Here is a 20,027-nt window from a genome sequence, read left to right as displayed (position 1 = left end):
CACGGCAGGGGGCACGGTCAACTCCCCTTCGGCCCGCCTGTGGACAACTCCTTGGCGCGGGTCAGGACCGCGTCCAGCATCTCCTCGGTGAGCTTGCCGGTGAACGTGTTCTGCTGGCTCGGGTGGAAGCAGCCGAGCACAGCGACCTCGCCGTACGGCGTGCGGATCCGGTACTCGACCGCGTGCCCGAACTTCGGGCGCGGCCGCGGTACGTCGGCGCCGAGCGCGACCAGCGCGACGAGCAGGGCGTCGTACGCGAACTTGCCGAGGCAGACGATCGCGCTGGTGGTGGGGAGGACGAGTTCGAGTTCGCGGCGGTACCAGGGGGCGCAGGTGTCGCGTTCCGCCGGGGTGGGCTTGTTCGCGGGCGGGGCGCAGCGGACGGCGGCGATCATCCGGGTGTCGATCAGGTGCAGGCCGTCGCCGGCGTGCTCGCTGGTCGGCCGGTTCGCGAGGCCGACGCGGTGCAGGCTCGCGAACAGCCAGTCGCCGGAGCGGTCGCCGGTGAAGACCCGCCCGGTCCGGTTCCCGCCGTTCGCGGCCGGGGCCAGGCCGACGATCAGGATCTTCGGGTCCGGCACGCCCCAGCCGGGGATCGGGCGGCCCCAGTACGGCTGCTCCGCGAACGACTTTCGCTTGCTGACGGCAACTTCCTCCCGCCAGTCGACCAGCCGCGGACAGGCCGCGCAGACCGACACCCGGGCCTCCAGCTCCCGCAGGTCGTCCGTCGCCGCCAGCTCCACCACCGCCCCGGCATCACCCGCCACCGGCGTACCGACCTCCGCCGGATCCTCCGGCCATCCCGTCCCCGCCGGCACCGGACTCTCGAACAACTCGCCCGTCAACGGATGCCGCAGCTTCATCCCCCCAGACTAGAGACATGACCACCGCAGGAGTCGTCGCCTCCGCCGCCGGCGGGGTCGAGTTGCCGGAGTCGCGGGCTAGCGACGGGCGGGGACTGCCGTGGGGGCGGATTCTGGCAGCGGTGGCGGGGTGACCTGGCGGGTGGGGATGGCGAGGGCCAGTACGACGGCTGCGGCGGCGAAGGCGGAGAGCAGGACGAAGGTGTCGGTGAAGCCGGACTCGGACGGGAGGCCGGACGGCTGGAGGTGACCGGTGATGATCGTGCTCGCGAGCGCGGTGCCGATCGAGCCGCCGATGGTCCGGATGTTCGTGTTCATCCCGGTCGCCACGCCGGTCTGTTCGCGCGGCACGTTCTGCACGATCAGGCTGGTCATCGCGGCGTACGCCAACCCGAGCCCGAGGCCGAACAGCGCCGTCGACAACGCGATCTGCCAACGCGCGTCGTGGAACCCGGCGAACATCAACGCCCCGACCAGGATCACCGACGACCCGGACACCACCTGCGCCTTCGCGCTGAACCGGGCCGCGAGCGGACCGCTGAACGTCCCGGCGAGCGCCATCGTCACCAGCATCGGCAACATCAGCAACCCGGCCTGCGTGACACTCGCCCCGAACCCGAACCCGGCCGTCTTCGGGATCTGCAGGAACTGCGGCACGAACGCGTACACCGCGAACATCGCCGCCCCGAACAGCAGCGCCACGAAGTTCGTCGTCCATACCGCCGGACGGCGCATCATCCGCATGTCGATCAACGGGTTCCGCGAGCGCAGTTCGACCGCGATCCAGCCCGCGAACAGTACGACGGCCAGCGCGAAGAGCCCGACGGTCCGCACCGAGCCCCAGCCCCACGTACGGCCGGTGCTCAACGGCAGCAGCAGGGCGATCAACCACCCGGACAGGAACGCTGCAGCGATCCAGTCGATCCGTCCGGCGACCCGGCTCGGCGACTCCGGGACGTACCGGCGTACTAACGCGGTGGCGACGGTGACGACCGCCATCGGGATCCAGAACAGCCAGCGCCAGCCGAGCCACTCGACGATCGGGCCGGCCAGTACGATGCCGAGCCCGCCACCGGCGGCGATCACGGCCGACACGACGCCGACCACGGACGGCACCCGCTCGGCCGGGAACTCGTCGCGGATGATCCCGAACGCCAACGGGAACACGGCCCCGCCGACGCCCTGGAAGATCCGGGCGGCGATCAGTACGCCGATGTTCGGCGCGAGCGCCGCGACCAGGCAGCCGACCGCGAGCGCGGCCAGCGCGATGACCATCGTGCGCTCCTTGCCGGCCAGGTCGCCGATCCGGCCGAGCAGCGGGGTCGCCACGGAGACCGAGAGCAGGAGGGCGGCGAAGACCCAGGTGACCGTGCCCGAGGTGGTGTGCAGGTCGTGCTGGATGACGGGCAGCGCCGGGCTGACCAGCGACTGCAGCATGGAGAACGAGGCGACCACGGTAGCGAGGACCGCCAGGGTCAGCCGGGGATTGCCAGACCTGATGACAGGCATGCGGAAGTCCTTCGGGACAGGGGTGTGCTCGCGCCGAGACCCGGCGCGGAGTTCCTCGGCCTGATAAAGTCGAGGTATGCCTCCACTATAGCGGAGGGGTGCCTCCGGTACCAGTCTGGTTAAGGTGAGCGGATGAGCGAGCAGATCCGGCCTGCGCTACAGGTCGACGTACGGCGCCCGCAACGTGCGGACGCGCGGCGGAACTTCGACGCGCTGCTCACCGCTGCCCGGGACGCGTTCGCGAGCAAAGGCGTCGGAGCGTCCCTGGAGGACATCGCCCGGCAGGCCGGCGTCGGCATCGGCACCCTCTACCGGAACTTCCCGACCCGCCAGGACCTGCTGAACGCGGTCTACTTCGGCGAGATCGAGGAACTGTGCATCGCCGCCGAGGACGCGGCCGGCCTGCCGCCGTGGGACGCACTCACCACCTGGCTGCACCGCTTCGTCGAGTACGCCGCCACCAAGCGTGCGATCTGGGAGTCGCTGAACCGCGAGTCCGACAGCTTCAAGACCGCCCGCGCCGCGATGTACGCCGCCGGGACCCCGCTGTTCGAACGCGCCCAGCAGTCCGGCGAAGCACGGACCGACGTCTCCTTCGACGACCTGCTCCGCATGGTCAGCGGCCTCACCGCCGCCGGCTTCGTCGACCAGTCACAACGCGACCGCGTCCTCAACATCGCCCTGGACGGCGTCCGCGCCAGGTAGGGGCTCAGCTGCGCGGGCTGACGACGTCGAACCCGGCGTCGTTCGCCGCCTCCGCGAGCCGATCGTCATACGTGACGCCGTCAGGTCCGTACCCAGGCAGGTCGCGGGCATCTGGCAGCAAGGCGGGGAAGACCCGCGTGACCGCCCGCATCACCTCGATCCGCAGCAGTGCCGAGCTGACCCAGGCCGCGCCCTCAGCCTCGTCGTAGAACGCCGCAAACGCCCTGGAATGCGTCGCCTCGACCAGCAACTTCAGAGCGGCAGAGGTGTCGACGTAATAGAGCGGCACCAACGCTCCTCGTCGCGCAGCGCGGCGAGGGAGTCGCCCAACCGGTCGGTGCCGTCGCCCGCGCGCATCCGCGGCCGAAAGCCGGGCCGCACGGCAGGCCGGACCCGGCCCTCCGCGGCGAGCCGATCCAGCACCTCGCTCGTCCGGTGACGCAACTCGCGCAGACCCACGGAATGCTCATGCTCGTTCACCATCGCCATACAAAAAGGTGGCACAATTTTGTACACACATTCCAGGGTCACTCGAGTGACAGCGCGACTCCGTCGAGGATGTCGTGTTCGGAGACGACGAGGGCGTCGATCGGGAGGCGGTCGACGAGGCGCTGGAGGATGAGGGCGCCGGCGCCGATCACGTCCACACGGCCGGGGTGGATCGACGGTACGGCGGCCCGTTCGGCGTGCGTGGACGTGGTCAGCCAGGTGGTCGTCTCGCGGAGCTGATCCTTGGTCAGGCGAGCGTGGTGGACCGCGGTCCGGTCGTACTCCGGAAGGTTCAGCGCGACCGCGGCGACAGTGGTGGCCGTACCGGCGACGGCGATCAGAGCGCGAGCCTCCTGCAGCGGGACCGTCGTCGCGTCGAGCAGCGCATCGATGTCGCGCGTGATCGCCGCGAGCTCGGCGGACGCGGTCGGGTCGCTGGTGACATGCCGCTCGGTCAGCCGGACCGATCCGATGTCGAGGGACTGCGCCGCGCGTACGCCGGTCCTGTCGCCGAGCACCAGCTCGGTCGATCCGCCGCCGATGTCGGTCACGAGGTACGGCTCGGGGAGGTCGATGCCGCTGGTGGCGCCGCGGAAGCTCAACGCGGCCTCTTCGTCACCGGAGATGATCTCCGGTGAGACGCCGAGGCGTTGCTCGATGCCCGCGAAGAACTCGTCGCGGTTGCTGACGTCGCGCGCCGCCGAGGTGGCGACGAACCGGACCCGGGCGACGGCGTCGGACCGGATGACAGCAGCGAAGTCTTCGGTCGCCGCGAACACCCGCTCCAGCGCTTCCGGTGCGAAGGCTCCGGTGGCGTCCACGCCTTGCCCGAGGCGGACAATCGTCATCCGGCGGTCGACCTCTACCAGCCGACCGCCGACAAGATCCGCGATCAGCAGGCGGATCGAGTTGGTGCCGCAGTCGATCGCGGCGACCCGGTCAGACACACGGGCCCCGGCGGCCCCAGTCCTCGAGCGCGTCGAGGGCTTCGTCGCCCAGCGGGTTGACGCCGCGCCCGGCCGCCAGCGAATGACCGACGAGGACGTGCAGGCACTTGACCCGGGTCGGCATCCCGCCGGCGGTGATCCCCGCGATCTCCTCGACGTGCTCGATCGACTCGCGGTGCGCCAGGTACGACTCGTGCGCGGCGCGGTACCGGGCCGCCAGGTCCTCGTCGGCACCGAGCCGGTCGGTCATGTCCTTCATCAGGCCGGACGACTCGAGCGTCCCGATCGCGGACGCCAGCCGCGGGCAGGTCACGTAGTACGTCGTCGGGAACGGCGTACCGTCCGGCAGTCGCGGCTCGGTCTCGACCACGTCGGGGAGACCGCAGCTGCAGCGGTGTGCGATCGAGCGGATGCCGCGGGCGGTCCGGCCGAGTTGCTTGCTGACTGCTTCCTGGTCGGTAGGGCTGACGCTCACCTGGTCACCTTAGGTGACGGCGTCGCCGCCGGAGCCGGTGGGTTGCCGGCGCCCTCCACACTCCCCCAGAGCTTCGTGTACCAGGTCGGCTTCTGCGCGTCGGCCGCGTCCGTGGGCGTCGTCGGGTCCGGCGGCGCGCCGACCGGCTTCCCGTCCGCGCCGATCACGCGGTACCCGACCTCGCCCGGCATCACCCAGCCGAGCCGCTGCCGGGCCTGCGCCTTCACGTACGCGTCGTCCTTCCAGCGGGCGATCTCGTCGTTCAGCTCGCCGACGCGCTTCTCCCGGTCCCGGATCTCCTGGTTCAGCGCGCTGATCTGCTGGTGCTGGTCGAACCACACCCGCAGGCTCTGCGCGTACGACACGATCAGCGCGCCCAGCACCAGCAGCACGACGGCCGCCCGGCCGGTCAGGTTGCGGGACCCGCGGGTCCGCGCCGGCTCGGCGGCGGCACCGGCCGTCCGGCGTTTCGGCTGGTCGCCCCGCCGGGCCGGTGGACGCGACTGGGTCCGGCTCGACGGACGCGAGCCGGGTCGTGCACCGGAATCCCGACGGGACGGCATACGTGTTACCTCCGAAGATCAGCCCTGGTACCGCGGGAAGGCCGAGCGACCGGCGTACGTCGCCGCGTCGTCGAGCTCCTCCTCGATCCGGAGCAGCTGGTTGTACTTCGCGGTGCGGTCGGACCGGGCCGGGGCGCCGGACTTGATCTGGCCGCAGTTGGTCGCCACCGCGAGGTCGGCGATCGTGGTGTCCTCGGTCTCGCCCGAGCGGTGGCTCATCATGCAGGTGAACCCGTTGCGGTGCGCGAGGTCGACGGCGTCCAGGGTCTCGGTCAGCGAGCCGATCTGGTTCACCTTGACCAGCAGGCTGTTCGCGGACTTCTCGGTGATGCCGCGCTGCAGCCGCTCGACGTTGGTGACGAACAGGTCGTCGCCGACGATCTGGATCTTGTCGCCGAGTTCACCGGTGATGGCCTTCCAGCCGTCCCAGTCCTCCTCGTTCAGCGGGTCCTCGATCGAGACGATCGGGTACGACGAAACCAGGTCGGCGTAGTACGCGATCATCTCGTCCGCGGACTTCTTGCCGCCCTCGAACGCATACACGCCCTCGGTGAAGAACTCGCTCGCGGCGACGTCCATCGCCAGCGCGATGTCCTTGCCGAGCTGCAGGCCGGCCTTCTCGACCGCGACCGCGATCAGGTCCAGGGCGGCCCGGTTGCTGTCCAGGTTCGGCGCGAAACCGCCCTCGTCGCCGAGGCCCGTGGACAGGCCGCGCTCCTTGAGCACCGCCTTCAGCGCGTGGTAGACGGTCGCGCCCTGCATCAGCGCCTCGCCGTACGTCGCGGCGCCGATCGGGGCGATCATGAACTCCTGCACGTCGACGTTGCTGTCCGCGTGCGCGCCGCCGTTCAGGATGTTCATCATCGGCACCGGCAGGACGTGCGCGTTCGGGCCGCCGACGTAGCGGAACAGCGGCAGGCCGGAGCTGTCCGCGGCGGCCTTCGCGACCGCGAGGCTGACGCCGAGGATCGCGTTCGCGCCGAGCTTGGCCTTGTTCGGGGTGCCGTCCAGGTCGAGGAGGGCCTGGTCGATCAGGCGCTGCTCGTGGACGTCGTACCCGACGATCTCCTTGTCGATGTCCTCGAGGATCGCGGTGACGGCCTTCTGCACGCCCTTGCCGCCGTACCGGTCCTTGTCGCCGTCGCGCAGCTCCACGGCCTCGAACTGGCCGGTGGACGCGCCCGACGGGACGGCCGCGCGGGCAATGGTGTCGTCGTCGAGCAGAACCTCGACCTCGACAGTGGGGTTGCCGCGCGAGTCGAGGATCTCGCGCGCGCCGACGGCCTCGATGGTGGCCACATTGACTCCCAAGTTCTCGATGACGAATCGCTCCTGAGCCTAGTCCCCAGACCACCGGGCTCAGTGGACCGCGTCACACCTAACAATCGCATCCGGAGGTACCTCCCGCGTCAGTAACACTCCGTGGGGCGCCCGATAGACCTCAAGATTCCCCGAATCCACACCCAGCAAGACTTCTACGGTGCTACGCCGCATGGTTCGTGCCATGCCAGAGCAGGCCGTCAGGGCGAGCCGTTCCCAGCTGTTCTCCATCCCTTCACTTGCGACGGCATTGCTCAGCCGACCTACTCATCGTGAGGTGGTGTTCACCGGCTGTGTGGCGGAGGAGTTTGGAGAGGGCTCTGGTGTCGCGGGTCATGTCAGCGCTCTTCTCAGCTCGTCCACCCGGTCGTCTCGTGCGGGGCGCGTGATCACGTAGTACCTCACCGGTGGGAGGTCGCGTACGGGGATCTTGCGGACCGCGGTCGTTGTGCGGACCGAGCCGTTGACGACGGCGGGTCCGATACCGAGACGCACGAAGTGGACCAGCAGTTCCCATCCCTCCGCCTCCACGGCGACGGACCACCGGATGCCTTGATCGAGCATGCTGCGCTCCAACTGCCGGCGGTGCGGCCGGTCCTTCGGCGGTACGACGAGTGCTTCGTCCTGGAGGTCCTTCAAGCGGACGGTACGCCGGGACGCGAGGCGGTGGGTGTTGCGGACGATCAGCGTCTGCGGGACCTGCGCGAGGAGTTCGCAGTCGAGGTCGTCCGGTGGTACGCCGAGCGCGGTGACACCGACGTCCGCCTCGCCGCCCCGGACCGCAGCCAAGGTGCCCGCGGCGTCGGCGGTGCGGAGGCGGAGCTCGATCCCCCGGCCGAGGACGCGTTTGAGCGAGTCGCCGAGCAGATACAGGTAGGCGCCGGCCCCGGCGATCAGCACGAGCGGCCGCGGCGGCGCGGCGTCGATCGTCCGGAGGAAGTCGGCCGCACGGTCGCGGGTGTCGTTCGCGAACGCCGCCAGCCGCTCCCCCGCACCGGTCAGCAACAGCTGCCGCCCGTGCTTCTCGTAGAGCTGCATACCGAGCCGGGCTTCGAGCTTGCGGATGCGGGTGTGCAGCGCGGGCTGGCTGACATGCAGCTCCTCCGCGGCACGCGTGAAGTTCCGATGCCGCGCGAACACCGCAAACGCCTGCAGATCCTCGGCCACAAGTTCCATCACCAGAAACTATAGCTATGTCGATAAGAACTAGTTCTGCTGGATAACAGGTTTGTCCACGCCTACCTGTTCAAGACCTGGCCGGCGACCGAGGCCGCGGTACTGCGGGATCTACAGGCCGAACGAGCGGCGGGCGTCGGCTAGGCCCTTCTGGTTGTCTTCCGGGCCGGTGATGCCGGTGAGGAGGTTGGTGGTGATTCGCCAGGCGAAGTAGCCGGCTTGGACGGCGTAGCGGATGTTGAGGTAGGTGTCGAGGCCGTGGTGGATCTCGGTGGTCAGGTCGGGGCGGCGGGTGAGGTACGCCGGGACGACGCCGCGGCCGACGTACATCGCCGCCGACGCCACGTCGTACAGGATCGGGCCCCGCATCGCGCTACCCCAGTCGATGAGGCCGACCTGGCCGTCCGGCTGTCGGCGGAACGCTTCGGCGGCGGGGTCTCCGTGCAGCCAGGCCCACGACACCGGGCCCAGTGCGACGGCATCCGCGATCGCGCCCTCGACGGCCGGGCGGATCCACGGCTCGAGGTCCAGCGAGTCCTCGAACGGCAGCAGGAAGCGCAACCAGTCGGCCGTCTCACCGGACTCGAGCGGCGCCGCCGAGTGCACCCGCCCCAGCACATCCCCGATCTCGAGCTGATCCGACGGCACCAGCTCGTCCCCGCCGACATAATCCAGTACGGCGACCTGCCGCCCGTCCACCCGCTCCACCAGGTGCCCGTGCTTGCTCGCCCGCGGCCGACCGGTCAGCACGCCCGCATCATCCAGCCGGACCGCCAACTCCAGCCCGGGCCCGAACGCGTCGTCGTCGAGCCCGACCGCCTTCAGCACAACGCGTTCCGCGCCGCAGTACGCCAGCCAGGTGGCCGAATTCATTCCGCCGGTCAGCACCTCCAGCGCCGTCGGCTTCAGGTCCCACTGCTCACGGAGTACCTCGGCGACGTCCATCCGAGCAGCCTGACAGAACGCCTCGATAACTTTCTACTTGTTAAAGTGGAAAGTTATCGGGTAGGTTTCCATCATGGAAAGTGATGCGGACGAGCAGCTGCGGATCATCGAGCGCGCCGAGGCGGCGCCGTACGTGAGCTACCCGAAGACCCCGTGGTGGTACCCGCCGGTCATCGGCCTCTGGGTCGCCGCGCTGATCGGCGTGTTCAGCTGGTGGCGGGACAGCGCCGCGCTGTTCTTCCCGGCGCTGGCGGTGCTGATCGGGCTGGAGCTCGCGTTCCTGCTCTGGATGCAGCGCCGGCACGGCGCGATGCCGTTCCCCGGACGCGGCCGGCCGCCGCGCGAGATCGGGCGGATCTGGAAGCAGTACTTCGCCGGCGTCGCGGTGGTCGTGGTGGTCGTCGCCGCCGTCTGGGCGCTGCTCGGCGTACCGGCCGCCGCCCCGACCGCGTTCGTCCTGGTCACCGCCGGCCTCTGGTACTACGAACGGCAGTACGCCGTCGCCGCCGCACAGGTCCGGGAGCGTCTCGGGTGATCGACGGACTCGACCCGGTCATCCACGCCCCGAAACGGCTGGCCGCGATGGCGGTGCTGGCGAACGCGACCACCGTGACGTTCCGCTTCCTCAAGGACTACCTGGAGGTCGCCGACTCCGACCTCTCCAAGCACATGTCCGCCTTGGAGGCGGCCGGCTACGTCACCACCACCAAGTCCGGCCACGGCCGCGGCGCGACCACGACGTACCGGATGACGAAGGCCGGCGAGCGCGCCTACACCGCGCACCGGACCGCGCTCCGGACGCTGCTGGACGGCCCGCAGTAGCTCACACCAAACCGTTGCGGTGGGCAACGGCCGCGGCTTCGGTGCGGGTGGCGACGCCGAGTTTGCGGAGGATGCGGGCGACGTGGGTGGCGACGGTGTTCGGCGAGACGAACAGTTCGCGGGCGATCTCGGCGTTGGACAAGCCGCGGGCGAGGGTTCGCAGTACGACGAGTTCGCGCTCGGTCAGGCCGTGGGCGGCGGGTTCTTCGCGGGCTGTGGACATTCCGGCGCGGCGGGTGAGGTCGTCGATCTCCGCGAGCAGGGGCGCCGCCGCCAGACCGGTGGCCAGCTCGCGTGCTTCGTCGAGGCGGTGACGGGCGCCCGGCTTGTTGTTCGACCGCAGAGCGGCGGCAGCGCCCCCGATGAGGGCGAGCGCGAGCTCGTGGACGTCGTGGGCCACGCGCCAGGCGTCGGCCGCAGTGTCCCAGGCGGCGGTGGTGCCGAGGTCGTAGGCGTCTCCGGTCCGCGCGGCGGCCTCGACGATCGGCCAGCGGTCCGGGGCGGGCAGGGCCTTTCGGAGTGCCTTTGATCGCGCGGGGATCTGTCGGCGGCGGCCGGTCGCGGTGCGTTCGAGCCGGAGCGCCGCGACGTACAGCCGCGCCATGACGACGGCGTCCGCGGCCGGCCAGTCGGGCAGGGCGTCGACGGCCTCGGCGAGCATCCGATCGGCTGCCGCCACGTCGTTCTGGCCGATCGCCAGCGCCAGGTGGACCGGGAGACGGGACAGGCCGACCTCGCTGATCGGGCCGCCCGGCGGTACGGCGAGGTGCGCGAGCTGTTCGGCTGCGTCGTCGTACTGGCCGCGTTGTACGGCGACGACCGCGATCTCGAGGCGGAGCGCCGCGTCGTACCAGGGTGGAGGTCCGTCGACGAGGGCGTTCTCGACCAGTTCCAGGGCCTCGTCCCAGCGGCCGAGCGAGATCAGCGCCTCCGCCCGGAGCTGCGCCAGCATCGAGCCTCTCGCCCGCATCCGGCCCCACCGCTCGGCCTGCTGCGAGGCCTCCGCGAGGAGAACCACCGCCTCCTCAGGATGCCCGGCGTCGCTCAGCGCCCGGCCCTCCCACTGCAGCGACGTCAGGTACGTGTGCTGGTCTCCGCACGCTTCCGCAGCCCGCCGCGCGTCCTGCAGCAACCGCCGCACCGCGACGGACCCGCCATCGGTGTGCAACGCGACACCGCCACTGACCAGCCGCGCGTCGGCGAGCGCCTGGTTGTCACCCACACGCTCCGCCAGTTCGAGCGCCTGCGCCGCATGCCGGCTCATCTCCGGCCCGGGCGCACCAACCAGTTCAGTAAATGCAAGCCCGGACAACAACCGGCTACGCAGCACGTCGTCGGCACCCGTCGGAGCCGGCTCCACCCCGCGCATCAGCTCCACTGCGTGCAGGAGGTCGTTGGTGCCCGTGCCGTCGAGCCGGCAGTGGAGTAGGCCGCGGAGGCGTAGGAGCTGGGCTACTCGTTGCGGTTCGGTGTGGGGGTCGAGGGTTGCCAGGGCGGCGGTCGCGTGTTCGACGCCGGGCTGGGAGCGGCCGGTTGCGTACGCCGCGGCGGCTGCCAGTTCCTGGACGGTCGTCTGATCGACGTCGATCACGTCGGTACCGGACCACAGCTCGAGGACGCGGTTGAGCATGTTCAGCTGCTCGTCGTACGCGAACTGCCGCTCGGCCGTCGCGGCCGCGCGCCACGCCGCCGCCAGCGCCTTGGTCGGCTCCCCCGCCACTGTCCAGTGTTCGGCCAGGGCCGCCGCCCAGTGCTCGGCCAAGGGTGCCGCCGATCCGGGCCCCGCCTCGATCGCGGACGCGAACCGCGCATGCAGCCGCCGCCGCTCGCCGGGCAGCAGCGCGCCGTACGCCGCCTCCCGGATCAGGTCGTGCCGGATCACGTACTCGCTTCCCCGCACGAACACCTGATCCCGCTCGACCAACTCCCGCACGGCGTCGTCGACCGCTTCACCCGTGACCGCCGCGAGGAGGTCGTCCGGGACGGTGCCGCCGGCGACTGCGATTGTGGCGAGGATCTGGCGGGCGGGCGGTGAGAGATCGGCGATTCGGCCGAGGAGCAGTTCGTTCAGGCCGTCCGACGAGTCCGAGCCGGCCGCGTACAGCGCCTCCACGAAGAGCGGGTTGCCGCTGCTGCGGCGGTGGATCTCGCTGCTGGTCAGGGCATGCGGAGTACGCCCGTCGAGTGCGGCGAGCAGTTCGCCGACCTCCTGCCGGCCGAGTGGCGCCAGCTCGAGCCGGACCACCTCGGCGCGGCGGGCCAGCTCGGACAGCAGCTTGCGGGTGGGGTGTCCGGCGGGCAGCTCCCCGGTCCGGAGGGTGACGATCAGCAGTACGGCGGCGCCGAGAGTGCGCATCAAATACACGAGCAGCTCGCGGCTGGACGCGTCCGCCCAGTGCAGGTCCTCCACCACCAGGACGAGCGGGCGTTCGGCGGCCGCCTGGTGGAGCAGGCCGAGGACCTCGCCGAACAGCCGGACATGACCCGCCGGCCCCTCCGGCAGCGACAGCTCCGGCAGCCACCCGGCGAGCGCCGTACCGCCGGACGGCAGCGCCTCGGTCAGCCGCTCCGGACCCCACGCGCGCAGCAGGTCGCGCAGGATCGCGAGGAACGGGACCCACGGCGTACCGTCCGCGCCGAGTTCGAGACAGCCGCCGGTCAGCACGAGAGGCTCGCCGTCGAATCCGGCGACGGCGGTCGTCACCAGGCGGGACTTTCCGATGCCCGCTTCGCCCGAGACGAGCACCGTGACCGGTTCGCCGGTGCGGGCCCGGTCGTAGGCGGCGCGCAGGGCCGCGAGTTCGGATCTGCGGCTGATCAGTACCGGACTGGCCCCCATCCGGTCATCTTCGCATCCCTCGGGCCCCGGACGAGATGTCGTCAGATCTGGTGACGACCCGGACCGGTGTCGACGGACAGACTGTGGAGCACAGACCAACTACCGAGGAGAACATCATGAATCGCACTGTGGTCGGCAACATCTCGCTGTCCCTCGACGGCCGCGTCAACGGTCCCGGCGGGGACTACGACATGGGGTGGATCGCGCCGCACGCCGTCACAGCCGGGTCGCTGGCGCACATGATCCGGGTGACGTCGCCGGCGACGACCGCGCTGCTCGGGCGGAAGAACTACCAGGGCTTCGGCGGGTACTGGCCGACGGTCGCGGACGACGAGAACGCGCCGGCGGAGAGCCGGGCGTTCTCGCGCTGGCTCGACGGGGTCGAGAAGGTGGTGTTCTCGACGACGCTGGAGGAGGCGCCGTGGCAGCACAGCCGGATCGCCGTCGCAGACCCGGTTGCCACCGTGAAGGAGCTGCGGCAGGAGGAGGGCGGGGACATCGTCGTGCTGGCGAGCTCGAGTGTGATCCGGGAGCTGCTCGCGGCCGGGGAGCTGGATCGGCTGTCGGTCACGTTGTGCCCGGAACTGGTGGGCGGTGGGGTGTCGCTGTTCGACGAGACGACGGCGGCTTCGTCGTGGAGTCTCACCGACTGCACGCCGACGGAGAGCGGCGCGCTGTGCTTGCTGTACGACCGGGCCGTTTAAGACTTCTCGGCGGCGCGGATGTGGTCGGCGAGCGTGGCGACGGCGATGCGGAGCGCCTGCTCCGCGTCGACGCCCAGCGCGCGAGCTTCGCGGACGATGGACAGGAGCTCCTGCCCGACTCGCTCCGCGTCGTTGGTGGGGTCGGTCGTGTCCGTGGGGAGGAGTTTTGCGGCGCGGCCCAGGACCTTGTCGGCGAGGGCCAGGGCGGGGAGGGCCAGCGGGATGCCTTCGAGGACTGAGGAGCGTTGTTTTTCGGTGGCTTTGATGGCTTCCCAGTTGGCTTCGACGGTGGCGACGTCGGCGGCGTCGACCGCGGCGAAGACGTGCGGGTGGCGGCGGACCAGTTTCTCGACGATGCCGCCGGCGACGTCGTCGATCGTGAAACCTTCGTCCGGGTCCTCCTCGGCGATCCGGGAGTTCAGGGCGACCTGGAGGAGCAGGTCGCCGAGTTCCTCGCGGAGGTGGGCGCGGTCGCCGGTGTCGAGGGCCTCGAGGGTCTCGTACGTTTCTTCGAGCAGGTACTTCGCGAGGCTCTCGTGGGTCTCCTGCTGGGTCCACGGGCAGTCCCGGCGGATCCGGTCCATCACCCGGACCAGGTCGATCAGCCGGGCGCCCGGTACGTCGTACGACCCGTGCAGGATCTCGACGGCGTACGGCGGGCGCGGGTCGCGGGCGACCTGCTCGGCGACCACGTGCAGCAGCTCCGGCTCGCCGTCGTCGCCGACGATCCACGCGACGTCACGGCCGGCCTCGGCCGCGGACGACAGCCAGCTCCAGTGCTCGGCGGCGCCACCCTCCACCTGAGTGACCACCAACCCGGACCCGACCACCGCCTGAACATCCGCCCGCACGGCCCCTGCGGGGCCGGAAGAGGAGGCTGCGCCGGCTGGGAACGACCCGGCGGCGCCGATGGCGTCAGCGGCCTCGAGGGACTGCCAGGCGGCGCGGGTCAGCAGGCCCGGCGCCACCCGCGGGCTGGTCACCAGAACCGTGATCCGGCCCACCGGCCGCCCGTCGACCACCCCGTCGGTCACCACATCGACAACCAGGTCGGGATCAGCCCTGGCCCTGGCCTTGGCCCTGCGCCTGCTGGGCGGCGTTCTGGGCGGCCTTGCGCTGGGCGGCGGTCTGGGCGGACTCCTTCGACAGCGATCCGGAGATCGTGTTGTCGAGGGTGCCGTCGCTCCACTTGCCGAACCGCGGCGCGACCGTGACGTCGATGTTCTTCGAGGCGTCGCGGACCGCCAGCACGCCCTGCTGCAGCTTGGCCTGGTTCTGCAGGTCCTTGATGGTGCCACCGGCCAGCTTGACCGTGATCACCGACGCGGTCCCGACCGAGTTCAGGAAGTCGCGGGTCTCCGCGGAGCCCTGGAACTTCTGGTACATCGTCTCGTCCTCGCCGACCGAGCTGAGCGCCGCGGCGGCGGTCTCGGCCGGGGTGACCGTGATCGACTTCTGCTGCCCGATCTCGGAGACCAGCGCGTTGCTCACCAGGATGTTCAGCGCCGCGACCGTGTTGAAGTCCTGTCCGAGCGCCGTGGTGACCGCGCGCGAGGTGTTGTCGACGTCGCTGACGCTGATCTCGGTCTTGCCGACCACCGCCGCCGCGCCCGGGTGGGTACCCGCCGCGCAACCGCCGGTCAGCAGCACGATCGCCGCCACCGCACCGAGAGCCCGAAGCCGTGTGCTCACCGAATCTCCTCGTATCGCAACTGTTGGTCTCACGCCGGCACCACAATAGGCTCGGCGATGACGTCGTCGATCAACCGGGTGCACCACTGCAGCAGCTCCTGGTCACGGAGCGGCTGCCCGCCGATCTGCCTGGTCGCCGGTCGCGGCACCAGAATGGTATGCAACTGCGGCTTCACCAGACTCTTCGGGTACAGCCTGTTCAGCCGCAGCACCTTCGAATCCGGCAGCTCGACCGGGCCGAACCGGATCATGTTGCCCTGCAGCGTGACGTCGTGCAGCCCCGCCCGGCGGGCGTGGTTGCGGAACTTCGCCACCTCGATCAGGTTCAGCACGGCCTGCGGGATCTCGCCGTACCGGTCGTGCAACTCCTCGACCAGCTCCGCGATCCCGTCCTCGTCCCGGACGGCGGCCAGCCGCTGGTACATCTCCAGCCGCAGCCGCTGCGACGGGATGTAGTCGTGCGGCAGGTGCGCGTCGATCGGCAGCTCGATCTTGACCTCGGGCTCCTCGGCCTGGGTGTCGCCGCGGTACTCCGCGACCGCCTCGCCGACGAGCCGGACGTACAGGTCGAAGCCGACGTCCGCGATGTGCCCGGACTGTTCGCCGCCGAGCAGGTTGCCGGCGCCGCGGATCTCCAGGTCCTTCATCGCGACCGCCATACCGCCGCCGAGGTCGGCGTGCTGCGCGATCGTGGCCAGCCGGTCGTGCGCGGTCTCGGTGAGCGGCTTCTCCGGCGGGAAGAAGAAGTACGCGTACGCCCGCTCGCGACCACGGCCGACCCGCCCGCGGAGCTGGTGCAGCTGCGAGAGCCCGAGCAGGTCGGAGCGCTCGACGATCATCGTGTTCGCGTTCGAGATGTCGATCCCGGACTCGACGATCGTCGTACACACGATCACGTCGGACTGCTTCTCCCAGAAGCCCTGGATCACGTTCTCCAGGGTGTGCTCGTTCATCTGCCCGTGCGCGACCGTGACCCGCGCCTCGGGCACCAGCTGACGGATCCGGGCGGCCGCCTTCTCGATCGTGTTCACCCGGTTGTGGACGACGAAGACCTGGCCCTCGCGGAGCAGTTCGCGGCGGATCGCGGCGGTCACCTGGTGCTCGTCGTACGCGCCGACGAAGGTCAGCACCGGGTGCCGTTCCTCCGGCGGGGTGGCGATCGTGGACATCTCCCGGATGCCGGTGATCGACATCTCCAGCGTCCGCGGGATCGGCGTCGCGGACATCGTCAGTACGTCGACCGCGGTCCGCAGCCGCTTCAGCTGCTCCTTGTGCTCGACGCCGAACCGCTGCTCCTCGTCGACGATCACCAGCCCGAGGTCCTTGAACTGCACCTCACCGGACAGCAGCCGGTGGGTACCGATCACGACGTCGATCGACCCGTCCGCCAGGCCGTCCATCGCGGCCTTCGACTCCTTGTCGGTCTGGAACCGCGACAGCGGCGCGACGTTCACCGGGAACGCGGCGTACCGCTCGGCGAAAGTCGCGTAGTGCTGCTGCACGAGCAGTGTCGTCGGCACGAGTACGGCGACCTGCTTGCCGTCCTGCACCGCCTTGAACGCGGCCCGGACGGCGATCTCGGTCTTGCCGTACCCGACGTCGCCGCAGACGATCCGGTCCATCGGCATGACGCGTTCCATGTCGTGCTTCACGTCGTCGATCGTCGCCAACTGGTCCGGCGTCTCGACGAACGGGAACGCGTCCTCCAGCTCCCGCTGCCAGGGCGTGTCCTTCGCGAACGCGTGCCCCTTGGTCGCCTGGCGCGCGGCGTACAGCTTGATCAGCTCGCCCGCGATCTGCCGGACGGCCTTGCGGGCGCGGCCCTTGCGCTTGGCCCAGTCGCCGCCGCCCATCTTGTCCAGGGTCGGCTGCTCGCCGCCGACGTATCGCGTGACCTGGTCGAGCTGGTCGGTCGGGACGTACAACCGGTCGCCCGGCTGGCCGCGCTTGCTGGCCGCGAACTCGATCACGACGTACTCGCGGGTGGCCTTCTGGTTCCCGGTGCCGACGGTGCGCTGCATCATCTCGACGTACCGGCCGACGCCGTGCTGCTCGTGGACGACGTGGTCGCCGGGCTGCAGCTCCAGCGGGTCGATCGTCTTCTTCCGGCGCGACGGCATCCGTTGCTGGGATCGGCGTTCGGCCGCCGACCGCTGCCCGGCCAGGTCGTTCTCGGTGAGGACCGCGAACTTGATGCCCTCGGCAATGAACCCGTGCTCCAGCTGGCCCTGCGAGATCAGTACGACGCCCGGTTCCGGGACGCCGTCGATGCCCTCGACCGCCCGGGCCGGGAGCTCCGCCTCGGAGAACACCTCGGCCAGCCGCTGCGCGGGACCGTGTCCTTCGGTGACGCAGACGACCCGCCAGCCGTCCCGCAGCCAGCCGCGGATGTCCTCGGCCGCCGCGCCGGTCTCGCCGCGGTACGGGTCGACCTCGCGGACCGCGAGGATCCTGCTGGTGACCGCGCCGGACTCGGTGTCGATGTCGAACGCGATCCGCTCGCCCATCGAATCCCGCAGCTCCGGGCCGTCGTCGGTCGGCGCCGCCGCGAACGGCGACAGGCTCCACCACGCGAGCCCCTTGCCCAGCGCCTGCGACCGGACGTCGCCGAGCGACATGTACGCCGCCGCGCCGAGGTCGATCGGGGCCTCGCCACCACCAGCGGCCGCGGCCCACGACGCCTCCAGGAACTCCTGGCTGGTCGCGACCAGGTCGTGCGCGCGCGCCCGGACCCGCTCCGGGTCGCTGACGACCACGTGCGTTCCGGCCGGCATCAGGTCGACCAGAAGCTCCATGTGGTCGACCAGCACCGGCGCCAGCGACTCCATGCCCTCGACCGCGTGGCCCTCGGCGAGCTTCTCGAACAGCTCGGCCAGCTCGGGATGTTCCTTGGCCAGTACGCCGGCCCGCGCGCGGACCTCGTCGGTGAGCAGCAGCTCGCGGCAGGGCGGCGCCCACAGGCCGTGCTCGGCGATCTCCAGGGACCGCTGGTCGGCGACCGCGAAGTACCGGATCTCCTCGACGTCGTCGCCGAAGAAGTCCACCCGCAGCGGGTGCTCCTCGGTCGGCGGGAACACGTCGATGATGCCGCCGCGGACCGCGAACTCGCCGCGCCGCTCGACCAGGTCGACCCGGTGGTACGCCGCCCCGGCCAGCCGCTCGACGACGTCCTCGAGCTCGGCGCTGTCGCCGGCGTGCAGCTGCACCGGCTTCAGATCCGCGAGGCCCGCGACCTGCGGCTGCAGGACCGACCGGACCGGCGCGACCAGGATCTTGATCGGCCCGGTCGTCTCGTCGGACGGATCCGGGTGCACGAGCCGCCGCAGCACGGCGAGCCGCCGGCCGACGGTGTCCGACCGCGGGCTCAGCCGCTCGTGCGGCAGCGTCTCCCAGGCCGGGTAGTACGCGACCGTGCCGGGCTCCTCGACGAGGCACTGCAGGGACTCGGTGAGCTCCTCGGCCTCGCGGAACGTCGCGGTGACCGCGAGCACCGGCCGGTCCGCGCCGTTCTGCGCCGCGGCGATCGCGGCCAGCAGGACCGGGCGCACCGGCATCGGCGCGCTCAGGTCGAGCGTCGTGGCGCCTTCGGCACGGGCGTCACGGACGGCCTCGGACACCACCGGATCGGTGATCAGGGTGTCGACCAGACCGTGGAGTTTCACGAGTTGTACTTCCCTTGAGTATCTTCGAGGCCGTCGGTGAGCAGGGACTCGACGGCGTCCGCGGTCCGGTCGACGGCGAACGGAAGGTCCTTGCGTTCGGCCGCGGAGAACTCGTTGAGGACGAAGTCGGCGGGCGCCTGCCGGCCCGGCGGACGACCCACACCGAACCGGACTCGATAGTACTCACCGGTGCCAAGCGATTTGCGCACCGATTTCAGCCCGTTGTGACCGTTGTCGCCGCCGCCGAACTTGCAGCGCAGGACGCCGAAGTCGATGTCCAGCTCGTCGTGCACGACGACCAGGTTGGCCGGGTCCAGCTTGAAGAACTTGAGCAGCCCGGACACCGGGCCGCCGGACTCGTTCATGTACGACCGGGGCTTCGCGAGCACCGTCCGCAGGCCACTGATCCGGGTCTCGATCACCTCGGCCTTGACCTGCTTGCTCTGCTTCCACTTCGCCCCGGTCCGGGCGGCCAGCTCGTCGGCGACCAGATGCCCGATGTTGTGCCGGGTGCGGGCATAGGAAGGGCCGGGATTCCCCAGTCCGACGACCAACCACACGTCGTCCGCCACGGATCCCGGCCCTCCTGAAGTTCTGCTGTGCTGCTACCGAGCTGCAGACTACTCGGCGGCGGCGGCCACCGGCTCCGCGGCGGGCTCGTCCTTCTCGATCCCCGCCTCGGCCTCGGCCTCGGCCAGCTCGCCCTCGACCTGCTCGGCGGTCGGCTGCGCGGTGACGTTCACGATCAGCGTGTCCGGCTCGATCGCCAGCGTCGCGCCGGCCGGCAGGGTCAGGTCGGAGGCGTGGATCTGGGCGCCGATCTCGAGGCCCTCGATCGAGACCGTGATGCTCTCCGGGATGTGCGTGGCCTCGGCCTCGACCAGGACCGACGCGTGCTCGGTGACGACCAGCGCGTCCGAGACGGCCTCGCCGTCGAGGTGCACGGCGACCTCGACCTGGACCTTCTCGCCACGCTTGACGATGACCAGGTCGACGTGCTCGATGAAGCCCTTCAGCGGGTCGCGCTGGACCTGCTTCGGCAGCGCGAGGTGCGACTCGCCGCCCTCGACCTCGATCATCAGCAGGGCGTTGGCGGTCTTCAGGGCCAGCATGGTGTCGTGACCGGGCAGCGTGATGTGCACCGGGTCACTGCCGTGGCCGTAGAGGACCGCGGGAACCTTGTTGTCCCGGCGGATTCGGCGGGCAGCACCCTTGCCGAACTCCGTCCGCGATTCGGCTTGGATCTTGACCTCGGCCACGACTGAACTCCTCAAAGCGTTGCGGTGATCTGTTGTCTGGATAACTCGGCTGCGGCC

The 20,027-nt window shown here is 70.4% G+C and carries 20 protein-coding genes; 4 read left to right on the top strand and 16 right to left on the bottom strand.

From position 1 onward, the window contains the following. Positions 1-17: 17 nt before the first annotated feature. Both ACXJJ3_RS30425 and ACXJJ3_RS30420 read right to left on the bottom strand, forming a co-directional pair. Positions 18-863, bottom strand: coding sequence for a uracil-DNA glycosylase (locus ACXJJ3_RS30425; protein ID WP_458165279.1), 846 nt, complete (start codon positions 861-863; stop codon positions 18-20). Positions 864-941: 78 nt separating this feature from the next. After that, positions 942-2,372, bottom strand: coding sequence for an MFS transporter (locus tag ACXJJ3_RS30420; protein ID WP_458165277.1), 1,431 nt, complete (start codon positions 2,370-2,372; stop codon positions 942-944). Between the two features lie 132 nt (positions 2,373-2,504). On the opposite strand from ACXJJ3_RS30420, the gene ACXJJ3_RS30415 reads away from it, so the two are divergent. Then, positions 2,505-3,077 carry a TetR/AcrR family transcriptional regulator gene (locus ACXJJ3_RS30415; RefSeq protein WP_458165276.1) on the top strand — a complete coding sequence of 191 codons (573 nt, stop codon included), beginning with the start codon at positions 2,505-2,507 and terminating at the stop codon, positions 3,075-3,077. Positions 3,078-3,081: 4 nt separating this feature from the next. Here the strand turns inward: ACXJJ3_RS30415 and ACXJJ3_RS30410 are convergent, their stop codons facing one another. The 8 genes from ACXJJ3_RS30410 to ACXJJ3_RS30375 all read right to left on the bottom strand — a co-directional run bounded on the left by ACXJJ3_RS30410 (position 3,082) and on the right by ACXJJ3_RS30375 (position 8,992). Further along, positions 3,082-3,366: a hypothetical protein gene (locus ACXJJ3_RS30410; protein ID WP_458165275.1), complete on the bottom strand. Its 285-nt coding sequence runs from the start codon at positions 3,364-3,366 to the stop codon at positions 3,082-3,084. Continuing rightward, positions 3,330-3,560, bottom strand: coding sequence for a hypothetical protein (locus ACXJJ3_RS30405; RefSeq protein WP_458165274.1), 231 nt, complete (start codon positions 3,558-3,560; stop codon positions 3,330-3,332). The genes ACXJJ3_RS30410 and ACXJJ3_RS30405 overlap by 37 nt, the downstream gene beginning before the upstream one ends. Positions 3,561-3,604: 44 nt before the next feature. Continuing rightward, entirely contained in the window at positions 3,605-4,513 is a 909-nt protein-coding gene (locus tag ACXJJ3_RS30400; RefSeq protein WP_458165273.1) for a Ppx/GppA phosphatase family protein, read from the bottom strand. Then, on the bottom strand, positions 4,506-4,988 hold the full coding sequence (locus tag ACXJJ3_RS30395) for a DUF501 domain-containing protein (protein WP_458165272.1): 483 nt from the start codon (positions 4,986-4,988) through the stop codon (positions 4,506-4,508). Before ACXJJ3_RS30395 ends, ACXJJ3_RS30400 begins: the two co-directional genes overlap by 8 nt. Beyond that, the gene (locus tag ACXJJ3_RS30390) at positions 4,985-5,551 is read right to left on the bottom strand and encodes an FtsB family cell division protein (RefSeq protein WP_458165271.1); all 567 of its coding nucleotides are present in this window, start codon (positions 5,549-5,551) and stop codon (positions 4,985-4,987) included. The genes ACXJJ3_RS30395 and ACXJJ3_RS30390 overlap by 4 nt, the downstream gene beginning before the upstream one ends. Positions 5,552-5,569: 18 nt before the next feature. After that, positions 5,570-6,850, bottom strand: coding sequence for a phosphopyruvate hydratase (gene eno, locus ACXJJ3_RS30385; protein ID WP_458165270.1), 1,281 nt, complete (start codon positions 6,848-6,850; stop codon positions 5,570-5,572). A gap of 354 nt (positions 6,851-7,204) precedes the next feature. After that, positions 7,205-8,047: a LysR family transcriptional regulator gene (locus tag ACXJJ3_RS30380; RefSeq protein WP_458165269.1), complete on the bottom strand. Its 843-nt coding sequence runs from the start codon at positions 8,045-8,047 to the stop codon at positions 7,205-7,207. A gap of 111 nt (positions 8,048-8,158) precedes the next feature. After that, positions 8,159-8,992: a phosphotransferase enzyme family protein gene (locus tag ACXJJ3_RS30375; protein ID WP_458165268.1), complete on the bottom strand. Its 834-nt coding sequence runs from the start codon at positions 8,990-8,992 to the stop codon at positions 8,159-8,161. A gap of 73 nt (positions 8,993-9,065) precedes the next feature. Between ACXJJ3_RS30375 and ACXJJ3_RS30370 the strand changes: the two genes are divergently transcribed. Next, positions 9,066-9,527, top strand: coding sequence for a hypothetical protein (locus ACXJJ3_RS30370; protein ID WP_458165267.1), 462 nt, complete (start codon positions 9,066-9,068; stop codon positions 9,525-9,527). After that, entirely contained in the window at positions 9,524-9,814 is a 291-nt protein-coding gene (locus tag ACXJJ3_RS30365; protein WP_458165266.1) for a transcriptional regulator, read from the top strand. Before ACXJJ3_RS30370 ends, ACXJJ3_RS30365 begins: the two co-directional genes overlap by 4 nt. A 1-nt stretch (position 9,815) precedes the next feature. Here ACXJJ3_RS30365 and ACXJJ3_RS30360 read toward each other — a convergent pair whose 3' ends face one another. Beyond that, positions 9,816-12,653 (bottom strand): helix-turn-helix transcriptional regulator, encoded by a 2,838-nt coding sequence (locus tag ACXJJ3_RS30360; protein ID WP_458165265.1) that lies wholly within the window; start codon positions 12,651-12,653, stop codon positions 9,816-9,818. Positions 12,654-12,769: 116 nt separating this feature from the next. Here ACXJJ3_RS30360 and ACXJJ3_RS30355 point away from each other — a divergent pair, with 116 nt between their 5' ends. Further along, on the top strand, positions 12,770-13,357 hold the full coding sequence (locus ACXJJ3_RS30355; protein WP_458165264.1) for a dihydrofolate reductase family protein: 588 nt from the start codon (positions 12,770-12,772) through the stop codon (positions 13,355-13,357). Here ACXJJ3_RS30355 and ACXJJ3_RS30350 read toward each other — a convergent pair. The 5 genes from ACXJJ3_RS30350 to ACXJJ3_RS30330 are packed head-to-tail and all read right to left on the bottom strand — an operon-like array spanning position 13,354 to position 19,970. Further along, positions 13,354-14,391 (bottom strand): MazG family protein, encoded by a 1,038-nt coding sequence (locus tag ACXJJ3_RS30350; protein WP_458165263.1) that lies wholly within the window; start codon positions 14,389-14,391, stop codon positions 13,354-13,356. The two genes, ACXJJ3_RS30355 and ACXJJ3_RS30350, sit on opposite strands and share 4 nt — an antisense overlap. Before the next feature lie 22 nt (positions 14,392-14,413). Continuing rightward, on the bottom strand, positions 14,414-15,049 hold the full coding sequence (locus tag ACXJJ3_RS30345; protein ID WP_458165262.1) for a hypothetical protein: 636 nt from the start codon (positions 15,047-15,049) through the stop codon (positions 14,414-14,416). Positions 15,050-15,078: 29 nt separating this feature from the next. Further along, positions 15,079-18,711 carry a transcription-repair coupling factor gene (gene mfd, locus ACXJJ3_RS30340; RefSeq protein ID WP_458165261.1) on the bottom strand — a complete coding sequence of 1,211 codons (3,633 nt, stop codon included), beginning with the start codon at positions 18,709-18,711 and terminating at the stop codon, positions 15,079-15,081. Then, positions 18,708-19,283, bottom strand: coding sequence for an aminoacyl-tRNA hydrolase (pth, locus tag ACXJJ3_RS30335; RefSeq protein ID WP_458165260.1), 576 nt, complete (start codon positions 19,281-19,283; stop codon positions 18,708-18,710). The genes mfd and pth overlap by 4 nt, the downstream gene beginning before the upstream one ends. Before the next feature lie 48 nt (positions 19,284-19,331). Continuing rightward, complete coding sequence (locus tag ACXJJ3_RS30330) at positions 19,332-19,970, bottom strand: 50S ribosomal protein L25/general stress protein Ctc (protein ID WP_458165259.1); 639 nt, start codon at positions 19,968-19,970, stop codon at positions 19,332-19,334. Positions 19,971-20,027 lie beyond the last annotated feature (57 nt).

It is taken from the genome of Kribbella sp. WER1, assembly GCF_054189145.1.
Note: the sequence above shows the minus strand (reverse complement) of the source record. Positions and strands in the feature narration are given on the sequence as shown.

Bases quoted from the DNA above. Each gene is read 5' to 3' on its own strand.
- ACXJJ3_RS30415 (WP_458165276.1), top strand. From the start codon at position 2,505: ATGAGCGAGCAGATCCGGCCTGCGCTACAGGTCGACGTACGGCGCCCG.
- ACXJJ3_RS30380 (WP_458165269.1), bottom strand. From the start codon at position 8,047: ATGGAACTTGTGGCCGAGGATCTGCAGGCGTTTGCGGTGTTCGCGCGG.
- ACXJJ3_RS30375 (WP_458165268.1), bottom strand. From the start codon at position 8,992: ATGGACGTCGCCGAGGTACTCCGTGAGCAGTGGGACCTGAAGCCGACG.
- ACXJJ3_RS30390 (WP_458165271.1), bottom strand. From the start codon at position 5,551: ATGCCGTCCCGTCGGGATTCCGGTGCACGACCCGGCTCGCGTCCGTCG.
- ACXJJ3_RS30355 (WP_458165264.1), top strand. From the start codon at position 12,770: ATGAATCGCACTGTGGTCGGCAACATCTCGCTGTCCCTCGACGGCCGC.
- ACXJJ3_RS30425 (WP_458165279.1), bottom strand. From the start codon at position 863: ATGAAGCTGCGGCATCCGTTGACGGGCGAGTTGTTCGAGAGTCCGGTG.
- ACXJJ3_RS30360 (WP_458165265.1), bottom strand. From the start codon at position 12,653: ATGGGGGCCAGTCCGGTACTGATCAGCCGCAGATCCGAACTCGCGGCC.
- ACXJJ3_RS30370 (WP_458165267.1), top strand. From the start codon at position 9,066: ATGGAAAGTGATGCGGACGAGCAGCTGCGGATCATCGAGCGCGCCGAG.
- ACXJJ3_RS30405 (WP_458165274.1), bottom strand. From the start codon at position 3,560: ATGGTGAACGAGCATGAGCATTCCGTGGGTCTGCGCGAGTTGCGTCAC.
- ACXJJ3_RS30420 (WP_458165277.1), bottom strand. From the start codon at position 2,372: ATGCCTGTCATCAGGTCTGGCAATCCCCGGCTGACCCTGGCGGTCCTC.